This window comes from Candidatus Ruthia magnifica str. Cm (Calyptogena magnifica), from assembly GCF_000015105.1.
Classification (GTDB): Bacteria; Pseudomonadota; Gammaproteobacteria; order PS1; family Pseudothioglobaceae; genus Ruthia; species Ruthia magnifica.
This window is the reverse complement of record NC_008610.1, coordinates 655,725-672,763: the sequence shown is the minus strand read 5'-3', so window position 1 is coordinate 672,763 and position 17,039 is coordinate 655,725. Positions and strand designations below refer to the sequence as shown.

At 34.0% G+C, this 17,039-nt stretch carries 18 protein-coding genes and 1 tRNA gene; 10 read left to right on the top strand and 9 right to left on the bottom strand.

What is annotated here, in order from left to right; all coding sequences use genetic code 11:
• Window positions 1-17: 17 nt before the first annotated feature.
• The 4 genes from RMAG_RS03090 (at window position 18) to RMAG_RS03075 (ending at window position 2,013) form a co-directional block, all read left to right on the top strand.
• Complete coding sequence (locus tag RMAG_RS03090) at window positions 18-323, top strand: ArsR/SmtB family transcription factor (RefSeq protein WP_011737992.1); 306 nt, start codon at window positions 18-20, stop codon at window positions 321-323.
• Window positions 324-350: 27 nt separating this feature from the next.
• Window positions 351-427, top strand: a tRNA-Arg gene (locus RMAG_RS03085).
• A gap of 15 nt (window positions 428-442) precedes the next feature.
• Window positions 443-1,222, top strand: coding sequence for a prolipoprotein diacylglyceryl transferase (gene lgt / locus RMAG_RS03080; protein WP_011737991.1), 780 nt, complete (start codon window positions 443-445; stop codon window positions 1,220-1,222).
• Window positions 1,219-2,013 (top strand): thymidylate synthase, encoded by a 795-nt coding sequence (locus tag RMAG_RS03075; RefSeq protein ID WP_011737990.1) that lies wholly within the window; start codon window positions 1,219-1,221, stop codon window positions 2,011-2,013. The genes lgt and RMAG_RS03075 overlap by 4 nt, the downstream gene beginning before the upstream one ends.
• A gap of 968 nt (window positions 2,014-2,981) precedes the next feature.
• Here RMAG_RS03075 and RMAG_RS03070 read toward each other — a convergent pair.
• Window positions 2,982-3,644, bottom strand: a complete 663-nt coding sequence (locus tag RMAG_RS03070) for a type I-MYXAN CRISPR-associated protein Cas6/Cmx6 (protein ID WP_011737989.1) — start codon at window positions 3,642-3,644, stop codon at window positions 2,982-2,984.
• Between the two features lie 76 nt (window positions 3,645-3,720).
• On the opposite strand from RMAG_RS03070, the gene rnc reads away from it, so the two are divergent.
• The 4 genes from rnc to acpS all read left to right on the top strand — a co-directional run bounded on the left by rnc (window position 3,721) and on the right by acpS (window position 7,080).
• Complete coding sequence (gene rnc / locus RMAG_RS03065; protein ID WP_011737988.1) at window positions 3,721-4,386, top strand: ribonuclease III; 666 nt, start codon at window positions 3,721-3,723, stop codon at window positions 4,384-4,386.
• Window positions 4,383-5,309 (top strand): GTPase Era, encoded by a 927-nt coding sequence (gene era / locus RMAG_RS03060; protein ID WP_011737987.1) that lies wholly within the window; start codon window positions 4,383-4,385, stop codon window positions 5,307-5,309. The genes rnc and era overlap by 4 nt, the downstream gene beginning before the upstream one ends.
• Window positions 5,310-5,974: 665 nt before the next feature.
• On the top strand, window positions 5,975-6,700 hold the full coding sequence (gene pdxJ / locus RMAG_RS03055) for a pyridoxine 5'-phosphate synthase (RefSeq protein WP_011737986.1): 726 nt from the start codon (window positions 5,975-5,977) through the stop codon (window positions 6,698-6,700).
• Window positions 6,697-7,080, top strand: a complete 384-nt coding sequence (gene acpS, locus RMAG_RS03050; RefSeq protein ID WP_011737985.1) for a holo-ACP synthase — start codon at window positions 6,697-6,699, stop codon at window positions 7,078-7,080. The genes pdxJ and acpS overlap by 4 nt, the downstream gene beginning before the upstream one ends.
• Here acpS and RMAG_RS03045 read toward each other — a convergent pair.
• The 3 genes from RMAG_RS03045 to RMAG_RS03035 are packed head-to-tail and all read right to left on the bottom strand — an operon-like array spanning window position 7,077 to window position 8,547.
• A complete protein-coding gene (locus tag RMAG_RS03045; RefSeq protein WP_011737984.1) occupies window positions 7,077-7,385 on the bottom strand; it encodes a hypothetical protein in 309 nt (102 codons plus the stop codon). The genes acpS and RMAG_RS03045 overlap by 4 nt on opposite strands.
• Before the next feature lie 11 nt (window positions 7,386-7,396).
• Window positions 7,397-8,101, bottom strand: coding sequence for a bifunctional 2-polyprenyl-6-hydroxyphenol methylase/3-demethylubiquinol 3-O-methyltransferase UbiG (gene ubiG / locus RMAG_RS03040; RefSeq protein ID WP_011737983.1), 705 nt, complete (start codon window positions 8,099-8,101; stop codon window positions 7,397-7,399).
• Complete coding sequence (locus tag RMAG_RS03035; protein ID WP_011737982.1) at window positions 8,098-8,547, bottom strand: peroxiredoxin; 450 nt, start codon at window positions 8,545-8,547, stop codon at window positions 8,098-8,100. The genes ubiG and RMAG_RS03035 overlap by 4 nt, the downstream gene beginning before the upstream one ends.
• Window positions 8,548-8,588: 41 nt before the next feature.
• On the opposite strand from RMAG_RS03035, the gene lepA reads away from it, so the two are divergent.
• Window positions 8,589-10,376 carry a translation elongation factor 4 gene (gene lepA, locus RMAG_RS03030; RefSeq protein ID WP_011737981.1) on the top strand — a complete coding sequence of 596 codons (1,788 nt, stop codon included), beginning with the start codon at window positions 8,589-8,591 and terminating at the stop codon, window positions 10,374-10,376.
• Window positions 10,377-10,420: 44 nt separating this feature from the next.
• On the opposite strand, the gene RMAG_RS03025 is transcribed toward lepA, so the two are convergent.
• Window positions 10,421-11,206 carry a cytochrome C assembly family protein gene (locus RMAG_RS03025; protein ID WP_011737980.1) on the bottom strand — a complete coding sequence of 262 codons (786 nt, stop codon included), beginning with the start codon at window positions 11,204-11,206 and terminating at the stop codon, window positions 10,421-10,423.
• Window positions 11,207-11,268: 62 nt separating this feature from the next.
• On the opposite strand from RMAG_RS03025, the gene ffh reads away from it, so the two are divergent.
• A complete protein-coding gene (gene ffh / locus RMAG_RS03020) occupies window positions 11,269-12,663 on the top strand; it encodes a signal recognition particle protein (protein ID WP_011737979.1) in 1,395 nt (464 codons plus the stop codon).
• 569 nt (window positions 12,664-13,232) lie between these two features.
• Here the strand turns inward: ffh and hisD are convergent.
• The 4 genes from hisD to RMAG_RS03000 are packed head-to-tail and all read right to left on the bottom strand — an operon-like array spanning window position 13,233 to window position 17,003.
• A complete protein-coding gene (gene hisD / locus RMAG_RS03015; protein WP_011737978.1) occupies window positions 13,233-14,540 on the bottom strand; it encodes a histidinol dehydrogenase in 1,308 nt (435 codons plus the stop codon).
• Window positions 14,537-15,154 (bottom strand): ATP phosphoribosyltransferase, encoded by a 618-nt coding sequence (gene hisG / locus RMAG_RS03010; protein WP_011737977.1) that lies wholly within the window; start codon window positions 15,152-15,154, stop codon window positions 14,537-14,539. The genes hisD and hisG overlap by 4 nt, the downstream gene beginning before the upstream one ends.
• A 5-nt stretch (window positions 15,155-15,159) precedes the next feature.
• Window positions 15,160-16,419, bottom strand: a complete 1,260-nt coding sequence (gene murA / locus RMAG_RS03005; protein ID WP_011737976.1) for a UDP-N-acetylglucosamine 1-carboxyvinyltransferase — start codon at window positions 16,417-16,419, stop codon at window positions 15,160-15,162.
• The gene (locus tag RMAG_RS03000; RefSeq protein ID WP_011737975.1) at window positions 16,419-17,003 is read right to left on the bottom strand and encodes an MlaC/ttg2D family ABC transporter substrate-binding protein; all 585 of its coding nucleotides are present in this window, start codon (window positions 17,001-17,003) and stop codon (window positions 16,419-16,421) included. The genes murA and RMAG_RS03000 overlap by 1 nt, the downstream gene beginning before the upstream one ends.
• Between the last annotated feature and the right edge of the window lie 36 nt (window positions 17,004-17,039).

The window sequence follows — 17,039 nt, the reverse complement described above, 5'->3', positions numbered from 1 at the left end:
GAAATAGAGAGTTAATTATGAGTGAAATAGCATTACTAGAAAAAGGAGAAGATATTGAAAAAGCAACAAGAGCTTTAAAGGCAATGGCACACCCACTACGTTTAAAGATTTTATGTGCACTAAAGAATGACGAATTGCCCGTATTAGAAATTGTAAAAAAAGTAGGCTCTTCACAATCTAATATTTCACAACATATTGACATTCTTAGAACTAAAAATATTGTCGAATCTCGGCGTGATGGTAATAAAATACTGTGTAGGGTTAAAGATGCAAAAGTTTTAAAATTGATGTCCAATATACAAGCAGTATTCTGCTCTGAGTAGAGTTAATTTTAACAAACTTTTATCTATGCGCTCGTAGCTCAGCTGGATAGAGTGTTAGCCTCCGAAGCTAAATGTCGGGTGTTCGAATCACCTCGAGCGCACCATTAGGAGTATTAAGCATGACTTACCCAGTTATTAATCCAATTGCACTAGATTTAGGTTTTGTACAAATATATTGGTATGGATTGATGTATTTAATGGCTTTTTTTACAGCTTACTTATTAGCAAGTTATCGTATTAAGCAACTCAACAACTGGAATGCACAACAAGTTGAAGATTTAATTTTTTATGGTGCAATTGGTGTGGTTACTGGTGGTCGTTTGGGCTACATGTTGTGTTACAATTTACCAAATTTTTTATCCGACCCCTTGTTAATTTTTTCTATTCAGAATGGTGGCATGTCTTTTCATGGTGGTTTTTTGGGCGTGTTATTGGCAATGATTTTATTTAATCGAAAATATAACAAAGCTTTTTTTACCACAATGGATTTTGTTGCACCACTTGTGCCATTAGGATTAGGCTTTGGTAGAATAGGTAATTTTATTAATAGCGAACTTTGGGGCAAAACAACGATTAGTCCATTTGGTATGTACATTGAACAACAAGGTGTGAGTCGATATCCATCACAATTACTTGAAGCATTTTTAGAGGGTTTAATTTTATTTATTATTCTTTGGGTATTTAGTAATAAATTGTATCCATCTATGTCAATTTCAGCATTATTTTTGATTTTCTATGGGTTGTTTAGATTTATAATTGAGTTTGTTAGAGTGCCAGATGCGCAGTTAGGTTATTTGGCTTTTGGTTGGCTTACCATGGGACAATTATTAAGTCTACCAATGGTAGCACTTGGCATTATGCTATTGAGAAAAGCATATCTTAAAAAGGAAACAATGTGAAACAATACTTAGATTTTTTAAGGCTGGTTAAAAATACTGGCACCAATAAAACCGATAGAACAGGCATAGGAACAACCAGCTTGTTTGGATACCAAATGCGTTTTGATTTATCTGATGGATTTCCACTTATAACCACCAAACGTGTACACTTACCTTCAGTTGTGCACGAGTTGTTGTGGTTTCTTAGCGGTGCTACTAATATTAAATACTTACAAGAAAATGGTGTGCGAATTTGGAATGAATGGGCAGATAAAAACGGGGATTTAGGCCCAATTTATGGTGTACAGTGGCGAAATTGGCAAAATGTTAGAGGTGAAAGTATTGACCAAATTATGCAAGTGATAGAGCAAATTAAGAATACGCCAGATTCTCGTAGAATTATTGTTTCAGCTTGGAATGTTGGTGAATTGGAAAATATGGCATTACCACCTTGTCATGCATTTTTTCAGTTTTACGTTGCGCTTGGGAAGCTATCTTGTCAGTTGTATCAAAGAAGTGCAGATGTTTTCCTTGGTGTACCATTTAATATTGCTTCATATGCATTACTAACCCACATGATGGCGCAACAGTGTGATTTGGAAGTGGGTGATTTTATTTGGAGTGGCGGTGATTGTCATATTTATTCCAATCATACTAAACAAGTAGAAATACAATTAGCTCGCACTCCAAAAACACTAGCAACACTTAAAATCAATAACAAGCCTGACAGTATTTTTGATTACAATTTTGAGGATTTTGAGTTTATAAATTACGTGTTTGATGCATACATTAAAGCGACAGTTGCAATTTAAATTATTTCTAAATATTCACTGTAATATCTTGAGCGTAAAACTTATCTTATAAATAACACTGAAAGTTTAGTTGGTGTTTGTATTCCCTGAAGTGATGTAAGTCATAATACCGTGGAAGTGATAAGCCTTAAAAAGCATCTTTTCTGATAATTTCTTTATCTTGTTTTTTTAAAAACATAATGGCTAGCTTATAAGTAAGTTTTAAATCTTCATTCCATTTTTTAGGGGTGGTTCATTTATCTGATGGAATAATAATTTTAGTGTCTGATAGAGTATTGAGTTATACCATTTGCATGGTTTTTAATAAGGCTTTGGTTTGTTCTATCTGCATGAGCGTTTGATAAAAGGTGTTGCATTCTTAACAATTAGGCTCTTCAAAAAACAACTAAATAGTTTTGTATATGCAAGGTTTTTCTACGAGATAGCATATGTGGTTCTGTTTTTAATAATGAATTTTTGTTTAGGTTATCCGTTTTATCTTTTTTTTAAGGTTATTAGTATAATTGTAAAAACCTTGATTTAAATTTTCAACTGATTGATAGCCATTGAATTTAAGTACGTTGATTGGAGGTGAATTGTACTTTCATCAAAGCTGAAAATTATTTTTCCATCAATTCTTTACCTTGACAATTAGTCAAAAATGTCAAAATATTTTTGTAGTTTTTAGACTATAAAGAAGTATTGTGAAAATTATCTTCAATAAATTTAGTGTAATAAGGGCAGCTATTTTGATAAAAGTAAATCATCATATATTTGTTATTGTTTGCTACCTACTTTTCAAACCTTCAGAAAAATCTACAAAAGAAGCTTTAAACCAATTAGGCATCTCGTGAACGATTTTGACACCTAAAGATTTAATTGCAATAGATTAAAATGAAAGAAGTAAAGAAAATAATATATTAAAGCACGCACAATTTATTTTTAGAAGTTGTTAATTAATTGTAGTACAAAAATATTTTTAGTGTAAGTTAAATGCTTGTGATGTCTTTGTGAGGAATAAACAACCCACAGCCTAATAATCGATAATCACCAAGACCTTTTTCTTGTAATAATACTGATTCATCTTTTTTTAAATCAGCTATCATTAGTGAACGAGTGTGAATAATGTGAGTGTCGGTTTTAATGTTCTTTTCAAGACCAACCATCATTTTTTTAACAGAAATACCAAGTATTTTTAATTGTTCAAAAGTCACCTGTAAGAAATCGTCTTCACTCATTGCTTCATTACAAGCAATATTTTTTGAAAACAGTACAGGCATGTCACTGAGTAATTTTGGTTTCAAAGATTTGATAATTTTTATTTGATATTTGCCTAAATCTAGTGTTTTTCCAAGTAATTGCTGGGTTTCATAAAGTTTGTCTTTTGGCACTCTAATGGTTAGTTTTGAGCGTTTGGAAGGATAATAAAACCCATCTTTGTGATTTTGTGTCCAGCCATTACCATCTGCCACACTAATATTAAATATACCAGCATCCACCTCATCAAGCCATGGTAAGTGTTTAAGTAGTGTTTGTGCTAGTAAAAAGCTATGATTAATAGGTAAAATCTTAGCAAAGATATTAAACACCGCATCTTGTATGGTTTCAGGCAGCGTAAAATGTTCCTTTTTAGTGTCTTCTTGCCAAAACATAAAAAAATACTTAAGTTGTAATAAGAAAAAACATATTATAAACGAATTGCTCGTTTACAAAACCTGATACAAAGTAATGAAAAAATTACAAAAAAAAATTAATTATCAATTTAAAGATTTGTCTTTGTTAAAACTTGCCTTAACACATTGTTCCATGGGAAAAAACAATAATGAACGTTTAGAATTTTTAGGTGATAGTATTTTAGGTGTGATAATCTCAAAAGAGCTTTATCAGCGTTTTCCAAATATTGATGAAGGTAAACTCTCCCGATTAAGATCACACTTAGTTAGAGATCAAACCTTGACACAGTTAAGTGCTGGATTAGAATTATCAAACAGTTTAATTTTAGGCTTTGGTGAATTGAAAAGCGGTGGTTACAGACGAGAATCTATTCAAGCAGATGCTATTGAGGCAATATTTGGTGCGGTGTTATTAGATTCTAATTTTGAGACCACGAGTACAGTTGTTTTAGATCTTTTTGAGATGTTATTAAACAATATTAGTCCAGATGATTCGCTAAAGGATCCAAAGACACAATTACAAGAATACTTGCAAAAATATGGTAATGTTTTGCCAAAATATGAACTCACTGATACAATAGGCAAAGATCATAATGCAATATTTACAATAAATTGCCTTTTAAAGGACCAAAACTTGCAAGTTAGTCAATCTGCCAAAAGCATTAAAAAAGCGGAACAATCTTGTGCACAAACCTTATTAAAAAAATTAAAAGAATCATGAATCCTAAACAATTTAAAATAAGCAATAAAACCACTAAGTTAAATTTTAAGTCAGGTTTTATTGCAGTTGTTGGACGACCTAATGTTGGTAAATCTACGCTTGTTAATGAATTAATTGGGCAGAAATTATCCATCACTTCGCATCGTCCACAAACTACGCGTCACCGCATCCATGTCATTGACACAACTGATGATTATCAAATGGTATTTGTAGATACGCCAGGCATTCATATGGGTAATTGCAAAGCTATTAATTCTTATATGAACAAAGCGGCCAGTTCAACCATAGCAAATGTGGATGTTATTTTGTGGCTGACAGAGGTGGGTAAATGGACCAAAGAGGATTCAAGGGTTTTAGAACATATTACTCGAATAAAGACGCCCGTTATTTTATGTATTAACAAAATTGACAAATTAAAATATGCGAAAGAGGTATTGCCATTTTTGGATAAAGTTTCTCAAAAATACCAACCAACAGATTTATTTCCCTTATCGGCATTTAAAAAGAATGATATCCACGCATTGCGTAAATTAGTTTTGCATTATTTACCAGAACAAGCTCTTATTTTTGATGCTGATTATATAACTAATAGAAGTGAAAAATTTATTGTTTCTGAATTTATTCGAGAAAAACTTATGCGTCATTTAAAAGATGAGTTGCCTTATGATTTAACTGTTGAAATTGAACAATTTGAACAAAATGGCAACCTACAGCGAATTTCTGCCCGTATTTTTGTTGACAAAGCCTCACAAAAAAATATTGTGATTGGCAACAAGGGCGTAATGCTCAAACTAATTGGCACTGAAGCACGAAAAAGTATTGAAGGCTTTTTAGATAGAAAAGTATTCTTAAAACTTTGGGTCAAAGTCAAACAAGGTTGGTCTAATGATAAGCGCGCACTGGCTTCATTGGGATATAATTAAAGTTGAACCAACTCCTATTTTTTAATTCATCGTCGGACTTTTAAGATTCATCTACTGCTTGATTTTTTTACCTATAATTTTGGAAAAATTCGTTTAGTGGATAAGCTCAAAACCTATATTTTAGATATTTCAACATTTAAGTATTTTATTTTCAGGTAGTGGGGGTTGAGTCAAAGATATTAAGCCATTGATAAATTGATGATGTATTTAAAAATTTTAAGGGCGAAGAAATTGATATTGGGTATGTATGTAAATGAGTTAATATCAAGATTATTACATGAATAAGACCTATATTCTGGGTTATTTGAACGTTATCAATAATTTTTGAGTCAAGCGTCTGGGATATTTAAAGCAAAGTGCTAGGCATTGGTATTTTAGGATATTTGAAAATAGTCTATTAACTGAGTTAGATTACGACATTAATTTTGAAACTGATATTAATGACAATGAAATTAACCTAAATAGCTATTACGAATATTAGTCCCAAGTAGAATTTATATCCAATTATTTGGGTAAAATATCGGAAAAATTAATTAACGAATTATTAATAGAAGTAATTGAAAATAGTCCAAATTCACAATAATTAAAGGTTTATCGTGATTTGAACAAACAGTGATCACACTCTCTTTTAGGCTATAAGTTCTTTTTACTAAACCATAAAAACAATGAGTATTTATTTAGGCATTAATATTGATCATATTGCCACCATTAGACAGGTCAGAGGTACAAACTACCCCTCGCTGATAGAAGCGGCTTTATTGTGTGAAAAATCAGGTGCAGACAGTATTACGCTACATTTACGTGAGGATAGGCGTCATATTCAAGATGCTGATGTTGAAATTCTATGTAATCAACTCACCACAAAAATGAACTTAGAAATGGCAGCAACAAATGAGATGATTACTATTGCTAGCAAAATTAAACCCCAAGATTGTTGTTTAGTACCTGAAAAGCGTGAGGAGTTAACCACTGAGGGTGGACTTGATGTAGCATCGCAAATATCCAGAATGAAAGATGTTTGCCTACGTTTGAGCGAGTCAAAAATTATTGTCTCTTTGTTTATTGACGCGCAAAAAGATCAAATTGATGCAGCGCGTGAGTGTAGTGCACCTGTGATTGAGTTACATACTGGACATTATGTTAATGCAACTAATGAGATGCAACTAGTAGAATTTGAAAAAATTAAAACCATGACCACTTATGCGCACTCAATTGGCTTGCAAGTCAATGCAGGCCATGGATTGACCTTGGAAAATACAACCTCTATTGCTAAATTACCTGAAATTGTTGAGCTCAATATTGGACATTCAATTATTGCCAGAGCCGTGTTTGTTGGTCTTGAAGTTGCTACTCGTGAGATGAAAACATTAATGCTAGAGGCGAGATTATGATTTATGGCGTAGGTATCGATATTATCAATATCAAACGTGTTGAACATATATTAAGCAAAAACAAACAAAGTTTTGTCAAGCGCGTATTGTCCGAACACGAACAAGCCCTATTCGCCAATAAAGGCGATAGTGCCGCTTATTGCGCCAAGCGTTTTGCCGCTAAAGAGGCTTTTGCAAAGGCTTTAGGTACGGGCATTGGCAAGATTATTAGTTTTCAAGATTTAACCGTACGTAATAATGAAAATGGTAAACCGAATTTTTTTCTTAGCGAAAAATTACGTTTATATCTTGTAAATAAAAACATTAAACAGGCGCATTTAAGCCTATCGGATGAGAAATTTAACACTGTAGCGTTTGTCATTCTAGAAACAGAAGACTAATTGATATATTGACCAAACCCCGCTTTATAAGCCTCATTCTTAGTGCCAGTACAGCCAAATTTTTCTGCGGTTTGATAACTAGATATAGATAAAGGATGTTGTTCTAGTAAGGGTCTAGGGATTTTATGCATTTTAAAGCGCTTCAAGCCTTTATTCATTCTGCGTAAACCTGCTAAATTTAACCCTCCACAGTTTTCATTGTAATACTTCACCGCACCAACAATTGCTAGCATTTTGTTGGGTGAAAGTGCTAATCCATTAAGACCAGTAGTGGTAAGTAATAAAAAAGTGAGTATTTTTTTCATTTTTTATTTATCTACAGTTGTTTTTGATAATAAGACAAATAATTCACACTTACATCATTCTCAAATTTGTAGGTTTTTTTTAAGGGGTTGTAGGTTATTCCAATCATGCTTTTAAGTGATAAAGATGAGTCTCTTGCCCATTCGTCCATTTCGCTAGGTTGGATGAATTTATTCCAGTCGTGCGTACCTTTGGGTAGGAGTTTGAGGATGTATTCTGCACCGATAATAGCAAACAAATAAGATTTGATGTTGCGGTTGATGGTTGAAAAGAATACTTGTCCGCTAGGTTTGACTAATTTGCTACAAGCTTTGACAATTGAACTGGGGTCAGGCACATGTTCTAACATTTCTAAACAGGTAATAACATCAAATTTTTCGGTGTATTGCTCGGTAAATTTTTCTACAGGTATTTTTTGATAATCCACTTCTAAGTCCGATTCAATTAAGTGTAATTTAGCAACTTCTAAACCTGCTTCTGCCATATCAATACCTGTCACAATCGCGCCTTCTAAAGCAAGAGACTCTGCTAAGATACCACCACCACAGCCAACATCAAGGATTTTTTTTCCTTTGAGTGAGCAGCCACATTTCTCTTTGATATAATTTAGCCTGAGTGGATTAATGTCGTGTAGGGGTTTAAATTCAGAGTTTTTATCCCACCAGCGTGATGCTAGAGCAGCGAATTTATCAACCTCGTTAAAATCAATGTTGCTCATAATGCTTGTAAATAAGCTAAAACTTCCTCAGCATGACCTTTAACCTTAACCTTATTCCAATGTTTAAGAATATTGCCATTGGCATCAATCAAGAAAGTTGATCTTACAATACCCATATATTCACTCCCCATAAACTTTTTTAACTGCCAAACATTAAACAATTCACACAAAGTGCCACCAACATCAGTAATCAGTTCAAAAGGGAAATTTTGTTTGGCTTTAAATTTTTCATGCTTGGTTAAATCATCTTTTGAAACACCATAAATCACCGTATTGGCATCTGCAAAGGCTTGATGATTGTCTCTAAAATCCTGTCCTTCAGTGGTGCACCCTGGGGTGGCGTCTTTGGGATAAAAATACAAGACGATATGACGTCCTTGAGTATCAGGAATATTTATTTCTAAATCGCTTGTAGCAGTACAGGTAATTGGTTGAACTTTATTCATAACTGTATAATGATGTTTTTATAAAAACCATATTTTATCACATGAAAAACATTCGTAATTTTTCAATTATTGCTCATATTGATCACGGTAAATCAACTATTGCTGATCGCTTTATTCAATTTTGTGGTGGTTTGAGCGATCGGGAAATGTCAGCACAAGTACTGGACTCTATGGACATTGAAAAAGAACGTGGTATTACGATTAAATCTCAAAGTGTTACGCTTGATTATCAGGCTAGAAATAATGAAACTTATCAGCTGAATTTTATTGATACACCTGGTCATGTGGATTTTTCTTATGAAGTATCTCGCTCACTTTCTGCTTGTGAAGGTGCACTACTTATTGTTGATGCATCGCAAGGGGTTGAGGCGCAAACGATTGCAAATTGCTATACTGCACTAGATCAAGGGCTAGAAGTAGTACCTGTACTTAATAAGATTGACTTGCCAGCAGCAGACCCTGATCGTGTGGTGGATGAAATTGAAGATGTAATTGGTGTTGAGGCGCATGATGCGGTTTATGCTAGTGCTAAATCAGGCATGGGTATTGAGGATATTTTAGAACAAATTGTAGAAAAAATACCCGCCCCAAAAGGTAATATTGACTCACCCATTAAAGCTTTAATCATTGATTCTTGGTTTGATAATTACTTAGGTGTAGTGTCTTTAATTCGTGTGATTGATGGTGAAATTAGAACCAAAACAAAAATTAAGATTTTTTCAAATGGTAAAGAACATTTAGTAGATGAAGTGGGTGTGTTCAGACCTAAGCGTAAAAAAACAAACAGTTTAAAAGCAGGAGAGGTTGGGTTTTTAATTGCCAGTATTAAAAATATTGATGGTGCACCAGTGGGTGATACTATTACAGGTGCTAAAAATTCTGCATCAAAACCTTTGGAAGGTTTTAAACCAGTACAACCTCGTGTATTTTCAGGTATTTTCCCCATTTCTGGCGAAGATTATGAGAAGTTTCGTGATGCATTGGCAAAACTTCGCCTAAACGATGCAGCGTTACAATATGAGCCTGAAAATTCAGATGCACTGGGCTTTGGTTTTCGCATTGGATTTTTAGGTTTACTACACATGGAAATTGTTCAAGAACGTTTGGAGCGCGAATACAATCTTAATTTAATTACCACTGCACCGACTGTTATTTATGAAATTCTTGACACTAAAGGGGTTATTTATAGAATAGATAGCCCCTCAAAAATACCAATCAATCAAAGTATTGCTGAATTTAGAGAGCCAATTATTACTGCAAATATCTTAGTGACTGACGAATACGTAGGTGTGATAATTAGTTTGTGTGTAGAAAAACGTGGTGTACAAAAAAATATTACTTATATGGGTGGGCAAGTGTCCCTTGTTTATGAATTGCCACTTAATGAAGTTGTGTTTGATTTTTTTGACCGATTAAAATCTATATCACGTGGTTTTGCTTCCATGGATTACCGTTTTGAGCGTTATCAAAAATCTGATTTAATTCGTTTAGACATCATGATTAATCAAGAGCCAGTAGATGTGTTAGCACTTATTATTCATCGAAATGATTCTGTACATAAAGGACGAGAGTTGGTTGAAAAGATGAAAAAGCTCATTCCGAGGCAAATGTTTGATGTTACTATTCAAGCCTGTATTGGTTCTAAGATTATCTCACGCTCAAATGTAAAAGCACTCAGAAAAAATGTGACTGCTAAATGCTATGGTGGTGACATTTCGCGTAAGCGAAAGCTACTTGATAAACAAAAGAAAGGCAAAAAACGTATGCGTAGTGTGGGTAAGGTAAACATTCCTCAAGAGGTATTTCTAGCTGTTTTACATATTGACTAAAGTTTTTAAGTTTGCAAATTTAAAGTATTATTTTTAAATAAGTATTAGTTCAAAAGGCGCTCTAAAACAAACTTAGAGCCAAAATAAGCAACAACCAAAATACCAAAACCAATTTGTGTGGCAGTGATGGCTTGCTTTCCACGCCAGCCAAAGGCTTTTCTACCAAATACAAGTGTGGCAAAAATAATCCATGCAATGATTGAAAGAGCGGTTTTATGTATCAAGTGCTGAGCAAATATATCTTGTATAAAAATAAAACCGGAAAGTAGTGATAAGGTTAATAAATAAAAACCAATTTTAAGGCTTTGAAATAGTAACGTCTCCATGGTTTGTAATGCTGGCAGTTTGTTAATAAAGTCATTAACTTTTCTTGCGTGTAAGTGCTTTTCTTGAATTTTTAACAATACAGATTGGCACACTGCTAAAGCCAATAGGGCATAGGCAGTTATTGATAAAAATACGTGTAAAGAAATGTTCAGCGGAATGACTTTACTTGTTGTATCTGGAAAGATAATACTAAAGACTAGTGTGAATGCCACTAATGGATAAACCAATATACCTAATACATGCACAGGTTTGGATAATGATGATAAAAACAACAAAACAGCAATCATCCAAGTAACAAATGAAGCACTATTTGCCAGACCAAAAATAATACCTTTTTCACTCCAAAAATGGTTAAAAGTGAGCGCTTGTACAATTATGGCAAAACTGACCAATAAAAAAATGGTTTTTTGATGCTGGTGTTGGGTTTCATTTTTCACAAAATAACGCATTAGTAAAAGGGCTGCAGCCAAATACAAAGCTATTGCAAAGTAAGATAAAAACATAATTAACTTTTGAATTAATATAAAGCACTATAATACGGTACTTTAGTTTTATTTATTAAAAAATGTTTGATAATTTAACCGAGCGTCTACAAAATAGTTTTAAAGTTTTACAAGGAAAAAATAAACTATCTGAATCTAACATTAAAGAGGCGATTCGTGAAGTACGCCGTGCACTGCTTGAAGCTGATGTTGCACTTGAGGTAATTAAAGTATTTTTAGATCAAGTTCAAACTAAAGTATTAGGTCTTAAGGTTGGACAAGGATTAACACCAGCACAAGCATTTATTAAATTGGTTGAAATTGAATTAACTGAGATTATTGGCGGAGAGGCTGAATCGCTTGATTTAAAAATTCAACCGCCAGCTGTTATTATGCTGGCAGGTTTGCAAGGTGCGGGCAAAACCACCTCAATTGCTAAGCTTGCGCTTTATTTGAAACAGCGTGAAAACAAAAAAGTATTAGTAGTTAGTGCTGATGTTTATCGTCCAGCTGCCATTGAGCAATTAGAAGTATTGGCCAAGCAAGTTGAAGTGAATTTTTTCCCATCAACGATTGATGACAAGCCCTCAGATATTGTAGCTAGTGCTAAAAAGTATGCACAAAAACAGTTTTTTGATGTTTTATTGGTTGATACTGCGGGACGTTTGCATATAGATGAGCAAATGATGGATGAAATTAAAGTCTTACAGAAAAAAGTCAATCCAATTGAAACCTTGTTTGTGGTTGATTCTATGACTGGTCAGGATGCGGCACATACTGCCAAAGCGTTTGCTGATGCGTTACCATTAACAGGAGTTATTCTTACCAAAATTGATGGTGATGCTAGGGGCGGTGCAGCATTGTCTGTACGTCATATTACTGGCAAACCGATTAAGTTTTTAGGTGTTGGTGAAAAAATTGATACATTGGAGCCATTTCATCCAGAACGTGTAGTTTCAAGGCTTTTGGGTATGGGTGATGTACTCTCTCTGGTAGAAGAAATTTCACGCAAGGTTGACCATAAAAAAGTGCAAAAGTACACTCGGCAAATGGCCAAAGGTCAATTTGATTTATCTGATATGCGTGATCAACTTTTGCAAATGGAGCAAATGGGTGGCATGGAAGCGTTGATGGACAAACTTCCAGGCATGGGTCAAGTTCCACAAAATGTTAAAAATCAAATGATAGTTGGGACTGAAACTAAGAAAATGATCGCTATTATTAATTCTATGACACCTAAAGAACGTAACCACATTAAACTGATTAAAGGTTCGCGCAAGATGCGCATTGCTAATGGCTCTGGTACGAACATTCAAGTAGTTAATAAACTTATCAAACAATTTGAAAAAATGCAAAAAAAAATGAGTAGCGGGAAGATTCAAAAAATGATGGCTAAAATGGCAGGTACTGATGGTATGCCTGATTTTTCTAAAATTAAATTGTCTAATATGGGTGTTGGTAACAAATTTCTTTTTTAAGGATTGCTAAATTTTAATAGAACATTTCCATGTATTTTACAGATTTATCAGAAATTTTTACTCTCTAATTTAGATTGTTAACGTCTAATTTAACCATCTTGTTTTGAAAGTTATCTTGCAACGTAACAGGATTTTCATTAATACCATATTTTGGTGTAAAATATTGAATGACAAAGTTGAAATTACGTCCTTTTGTTGTGATAACAACAGCTCTAAAAGCCATTGTCTTAATAAAAATAAATCTAGTTTTGCAGTTAATATGCTTTGTCCGTTTTAAAATGATAATATAATCTTCAAATTTGAGACATGCAATGGATGCTATTGAAAATGAGCTTAAAATTTGTTCGAATGTTTGTTAATCTGTAAAATCTATTTCTGACAATTCTCTATTTTTAGAGGGCGTGAATCACCTAATTTGATTAATTTAGCGTGGAATACTTAATCATGTTCACTTGTTATTGATTACATAAGTTCATCAGATGAGCGCTTTTAAAGTGAACAAGCTGTTATATGGTTACTTTAAAATAGTTTAGTTTTTGAAAAGACATTAATTTGACAGATGGTTAATGTCATATTTTGTGTTGATGAATTATTCGATATTTTGCAGATTGAGCATGGGCCTGTAAACCCTCACCATCCGCTAAAATAGCAGCTACTTTACCTAATGTATTTGCGCCTTGGCGTGATACCATAATCAAACTTGATTTTTTTTGAAAATCATACACACCTAAAGGGGATGAAAAGCGTGCTGTTCCTGATGTGGGTAGTACGTGATTTGGCCCTGCACAATAATCCCCTAATGATTCACAAGTGTGGCGACCCATGAAAATTGCGCCTGCGTGTTTTATGTCATTTAACATAACTTGTGGATCTTCAACAGACAGCTCTAAATGTTCAGGTGCAATTTGGTTAGATAAAGTAATGGCTTCATTCATATCTTTTGTGTGAATGAGTACGCCACGGTCTTTAAGTGCAGTCTTAATGATGGCTTTTCTATCCATGGTAGGTAGTAATTTAGCAATGCTTTTTTCAACTTGATTAATAAAGTCAGTATCTGGACATAATAAGATTGATTGTGCGTCTTCATCGTGTTCTGCTTGAGAAAATAAATCCATGGCAATCCAGTCAGGATTAGTTTTTCCATCACAAATAATTAAAATCTCACTAGGGCCAGCAATCATATCAATACCAACTTGGCCAAATACTGCACGCTTGGCTGTTGTCACATAAATATTACCAGGACCTACAATTTTGTCTACTTTTGGTATGGTTTGTGTGCCATAGGCAAGTGCTGCTATTGCTTGTGCGCCACCCACTGTAAATACTTGAGTGATGCCTGAAATGTATGCTGCTGCTAATACCAATAAATTGCTGATTCCATTGGGCGTTGCCACAACCATAATTAAGGACTCTACACCAGCAACTTTAGCTGGAATAGCATTCATTAAAACAGAAGAGGGGTAAGCTGCTTTTCCACCAGGAACGTACAAACCAACACGATCAAGTGGTGTGATTTTTTGTCCCAACATTGTGCCATCATCTTCTATATAGGTCCAAGTGCTTTGCTTTTGTTTTTCGTGGTAAAGGTGTACGCGGTTTGCTGCTATGGTTAGTGCGGATTTCTGCTTTTTATTTAGTGTATTAAATGCTTGTTTAAGCGCAGGCAATTTAATAGTTAAATTTTTCATGTTAGAGACATTAACACCATCAAATTTATTTGTGTAATCAATTAAAGCGCTGTCGCCATTATTACGAACATTAGTAATAATATCATCAACTGTTTGAGTGACCTCTTTGTTATAAAAGCTATTACATACAAGCAATGAAGTAAGTTTTTCTTGAAAATCAGATTGTGTTGAGGTTAATTTAGTAATCACAAGTTGTACTCAATATTTTGAATCCAAGACTTAATTTGTGCATTTTTGGTTTTAAACGAGGCGGTATTTACCACCAAGCGTGAGCTAATTTCTTCAATGCGTTCAACTGCAATAAGACCATTGGCTTTCAAGGTGTTTCCAGTATCGACCAAGTCAACAATACAATGCGCCAAGCCAACCTTAGGTGCTAATTCCATTGCACCATAAAGTTTGATTATTTCACAAGACTGGCCTTTATTTTGAAAATAACGTTTAGTTGAATTGACATATTTGGTGGCTATTTTAAGTGTGTTTTGCTTGAGCTTGTCTTTTGACTCAGCAGCCACCATCAGTTTGCATTTAGTAATGTCTAAATCTAGCACTTCGAATAAATTATTAGCGCCATGCTCAAGCAAGACGTCTTTTCCAGCAATACCTATATCGGCAGCGCCGTGTTGTACAAAGACAGGTACATCAGTTGCACGAATGATAATGACTTGAACGTCAGTAAGATTAGTATCAAGAATTAATTTACGTGAGTTTAGTTCTTCTTTAGCAATGATTAAACCTGATTTTTCAAGTAAAGGCAGTGTTTGTTCTAAAATTCTACCTTTGGATAATGCAATCGTTAGCATAATTTTTAATCCTGTACACGTTCAATTTGAGCGCCTAATAGTTTTAATTTTTCCTCAATCATTTCATAACCACGATCTAGGTGATAAACACGTTCAATCGTTGTGGTGCCTATTGCTGCTAGTCCTGCCAATACTAAGGATGCTGAAGCTCTTAAGTCAGTTGCCATTAAATACGCACCCGTTAAAGATTTTACCCCTTTGCAGACAACAGTGTTACCCTCTAAAACAAGACTTGCGCCCATACGTGATAATTCAGGAATGTGCATAAATCTATTTTCAAAAATGGTTTCTGTGATGGTACTATAACCATCAGCAATAGCGTTGAGTGCTGTAAATTGTGCTTGCATGTCTGTTGGGAAATTTGGATACGTACTGGTTTTGATATTAACAGCCTTGGGTCGTTTTCCTTTCATATCAAGTGTGATTGAATTTTTTTCAGTTTTAATGTCCGCGCCAGTTTCAAGTAATTTTACAAGAATAGCACGCATTGATTGATAACATACATTTTTAATTGTAATTTTGCCACCTGTGATGGTTGCAGCAACAAGATAAGTGCCTGCTTCAATCCGATCAGGACAAACTGCATAAGTCACACCTGATAATTCATCAACCCCTTCAATGGTGATAATTGAAGTACCAGCGCCAGAAATTTTAGCGCCCATTTTAATTAAGCAATTAATCAAATCTACAATTTCAGGCTCTTGTGCGGCATTATAAATTGTAGTTATGCCCGTTGCCAAAGTTGCTGCCATAATAATGTTTTCAGTGGCAGTTACTGAGATTTGGTCAAAATGTATTTCAGTGCCAATGAGTTTTTTAGCTGTGGCGTAAATATAGCCATTTTCAACCTTAATAAAAGCACCTAAATCTTCTAATGCCTTTAAGTGTAAATTAACAGGACGTGAACCAATTGCACAGCCACCAGGTAGAGATATTTTTGCTTTACAATATTTAGCAAGCATTGGCCCGAGTGCTAAAATTGAAGCACGCATGGTTTTAACTAAATTGTACTGAGCAACTAAGTTGGTTAAATTTGAGCTATCTATAAACAAAGAATTATCTGATTCTAGTATAAATTCTGCGCCCATGTCCATTAATAACCTAAGTGTGGTTGAAACATCACTTAAATGTGGTGTATTGGTTAAAGTAATGGGGCCATTGGCCAATATTGAGGCAAATAAAATGGGTAAAGATGAGTTTTTTGATCCTGCGGTTTTAACGTGGCCATTTAGCGCAATGCCACCATTAATAATAAGCTTATACATTATTTAGACAATCTTTCAAGTTTCTTTTTTAACTTTAGAATCAAGCTATCAATACCTTTGTGTTTAATATATGAGTTAAATTGAGCACGATAATTTTTAACAATACTTACGCCAGAAAACACGATGTCATATATATGCCAAATATTTAGGCGTATCATTCTTAGAAAAATAATACTAGGCTTTAGGTTATCGTTAATGTTAATAATTAATTTTACAATGGCTTTATGATCCTTATGTTTAATGTCAGGGTCTACTGAGATTTGAACACTATCAAGTTTGTCATAATTGGATAAAATACCCACATAATCTTGAATTAAAGATTCTGAAAAATAGTATTGAAAGAACTGTTTTTGTTGGATATTCAAGCCATCCCAATGTTTACTTAATGCAATTTTAGTGAACACACCTATAGCAATATTAGGTAGAAGTTTTAATCGAACTAAGGCTTCAACATTTTGTTTAGTGTCTTTTTTTTGTTTTTTTAATTCTTTTAAAGAGCTTAGGACGCTAACCATAATATTAAGCGCAGCTGAATTAGGCGGATCAATAATATTCACAATTGCTTGATGAGTTATATTTGACATTTTGTCTATTGCTAAAACAAAATTTATAGGAAAAAT

Bases quoted from the DNA above. Each gene is read 5' to 3' on its own strand.
- era (WP_011737987.1), top strand. From the start codon at position 4,383: ATGAATCCTAAACAATTTAAAATAAGCAATAAAACCACTAAGTTAAAT.
- RMAG_RS03045 (WP_011737984.1), bottom strand. From the start codon at position 7,385: ATGAAAAAAATACTCACTTTTTTATTACTTACCACTACTGGTCTTAAT.
- murA (WP_011737976.1), bottom strand. From the start codon at position 16,419: ATGTATAAGCTTATTATTAATGGTGGCATTGCGCTAAATGGCCACGTT.
- ffh (WP_011737979.1), top strand. From the start codon at position 11,269: ATGTTTGATAATTTAACCGAGCGTCTACAAAATAGTTTTAAAGTTTTA.
- lepA (WP_011737981.1), top strand. From the start codon at position 8,589: ATGAAAAACATTCGTAATTTTTCAATTATTGCTCATATTGATCACGGT.
- RMAG_RS03000 (WP_011737975.1), bottom strand. From the start codon at position 17,003: ATGTCAAATATAACTCATCAAGCAATTGTGAATATTATTGATCCGCCT.
- RMAG_RS03070 (WP_011737989.1), bottom strand. From the start codon at position 3,644: ATGTTTTGGCAAGAAGACACTAAAAAGGAACATTTTACGCTGCCTGAA.
- RMAG_RS03035 (WP_011737982.1), bottom strand. From the start codon at position 8,547: ATGAATAAAGTTCAACCAATTACCTGTACTGCTACAAGCGATTTAGAA.
- lgt (WP_011737991.1), top strand. From the start codon at position 443: ATGACTTACCCAGTTATTAATCCAATTGCACTAGATTTAGGTTTTGTA.
- hisG (WP_011737977.1), bottom strand. From the start codon at position 15,154: ATGCTAACGATTGCATTATCCAAAGGTAGAATTTTAGAACAAACACTG.
- RMAG_RS03090 (WP_011737992.1), top strand. From the start codon at position 18: ATGAGTGAAATAGCATTACTAGAAAAAGGAGAAGATATTGAAAAAGCA.
- acpS (WP_011737985.1), top strand. From the start codon at position 6,697: ATGATTTATGGCGTAGGTATCGATATTATCAATATCAAACGTGTTGAA.
- pdxJ (WP_011737986.1), top strand. From the start codon at position 5,975: ATGAGTATTTATTTAGGCATTAATATTGATCATATTGCCACCATTAGA.
- rnc (WP_011737988.1), top strand. From the start codon at position 3,721: ATGAAAAAATTACAAAAAAAAATTAATTATCAATTTAAAGATTTGTCT.
- RMAG_RS03025 (WP_011737980.1), bottom strand. From the start codon at position 11,206: ATGTTTTTATCTTACTTTGCAATAGCTTTGTATTTGGCTGCAGCCCTT.
- ubiG (WP_011737983.1), bottom strand. From the start codon at position 8,101: ATGAGCAACATTGATTTTAACGAGGTTGATAAATTCGCTGCTCTAGCA.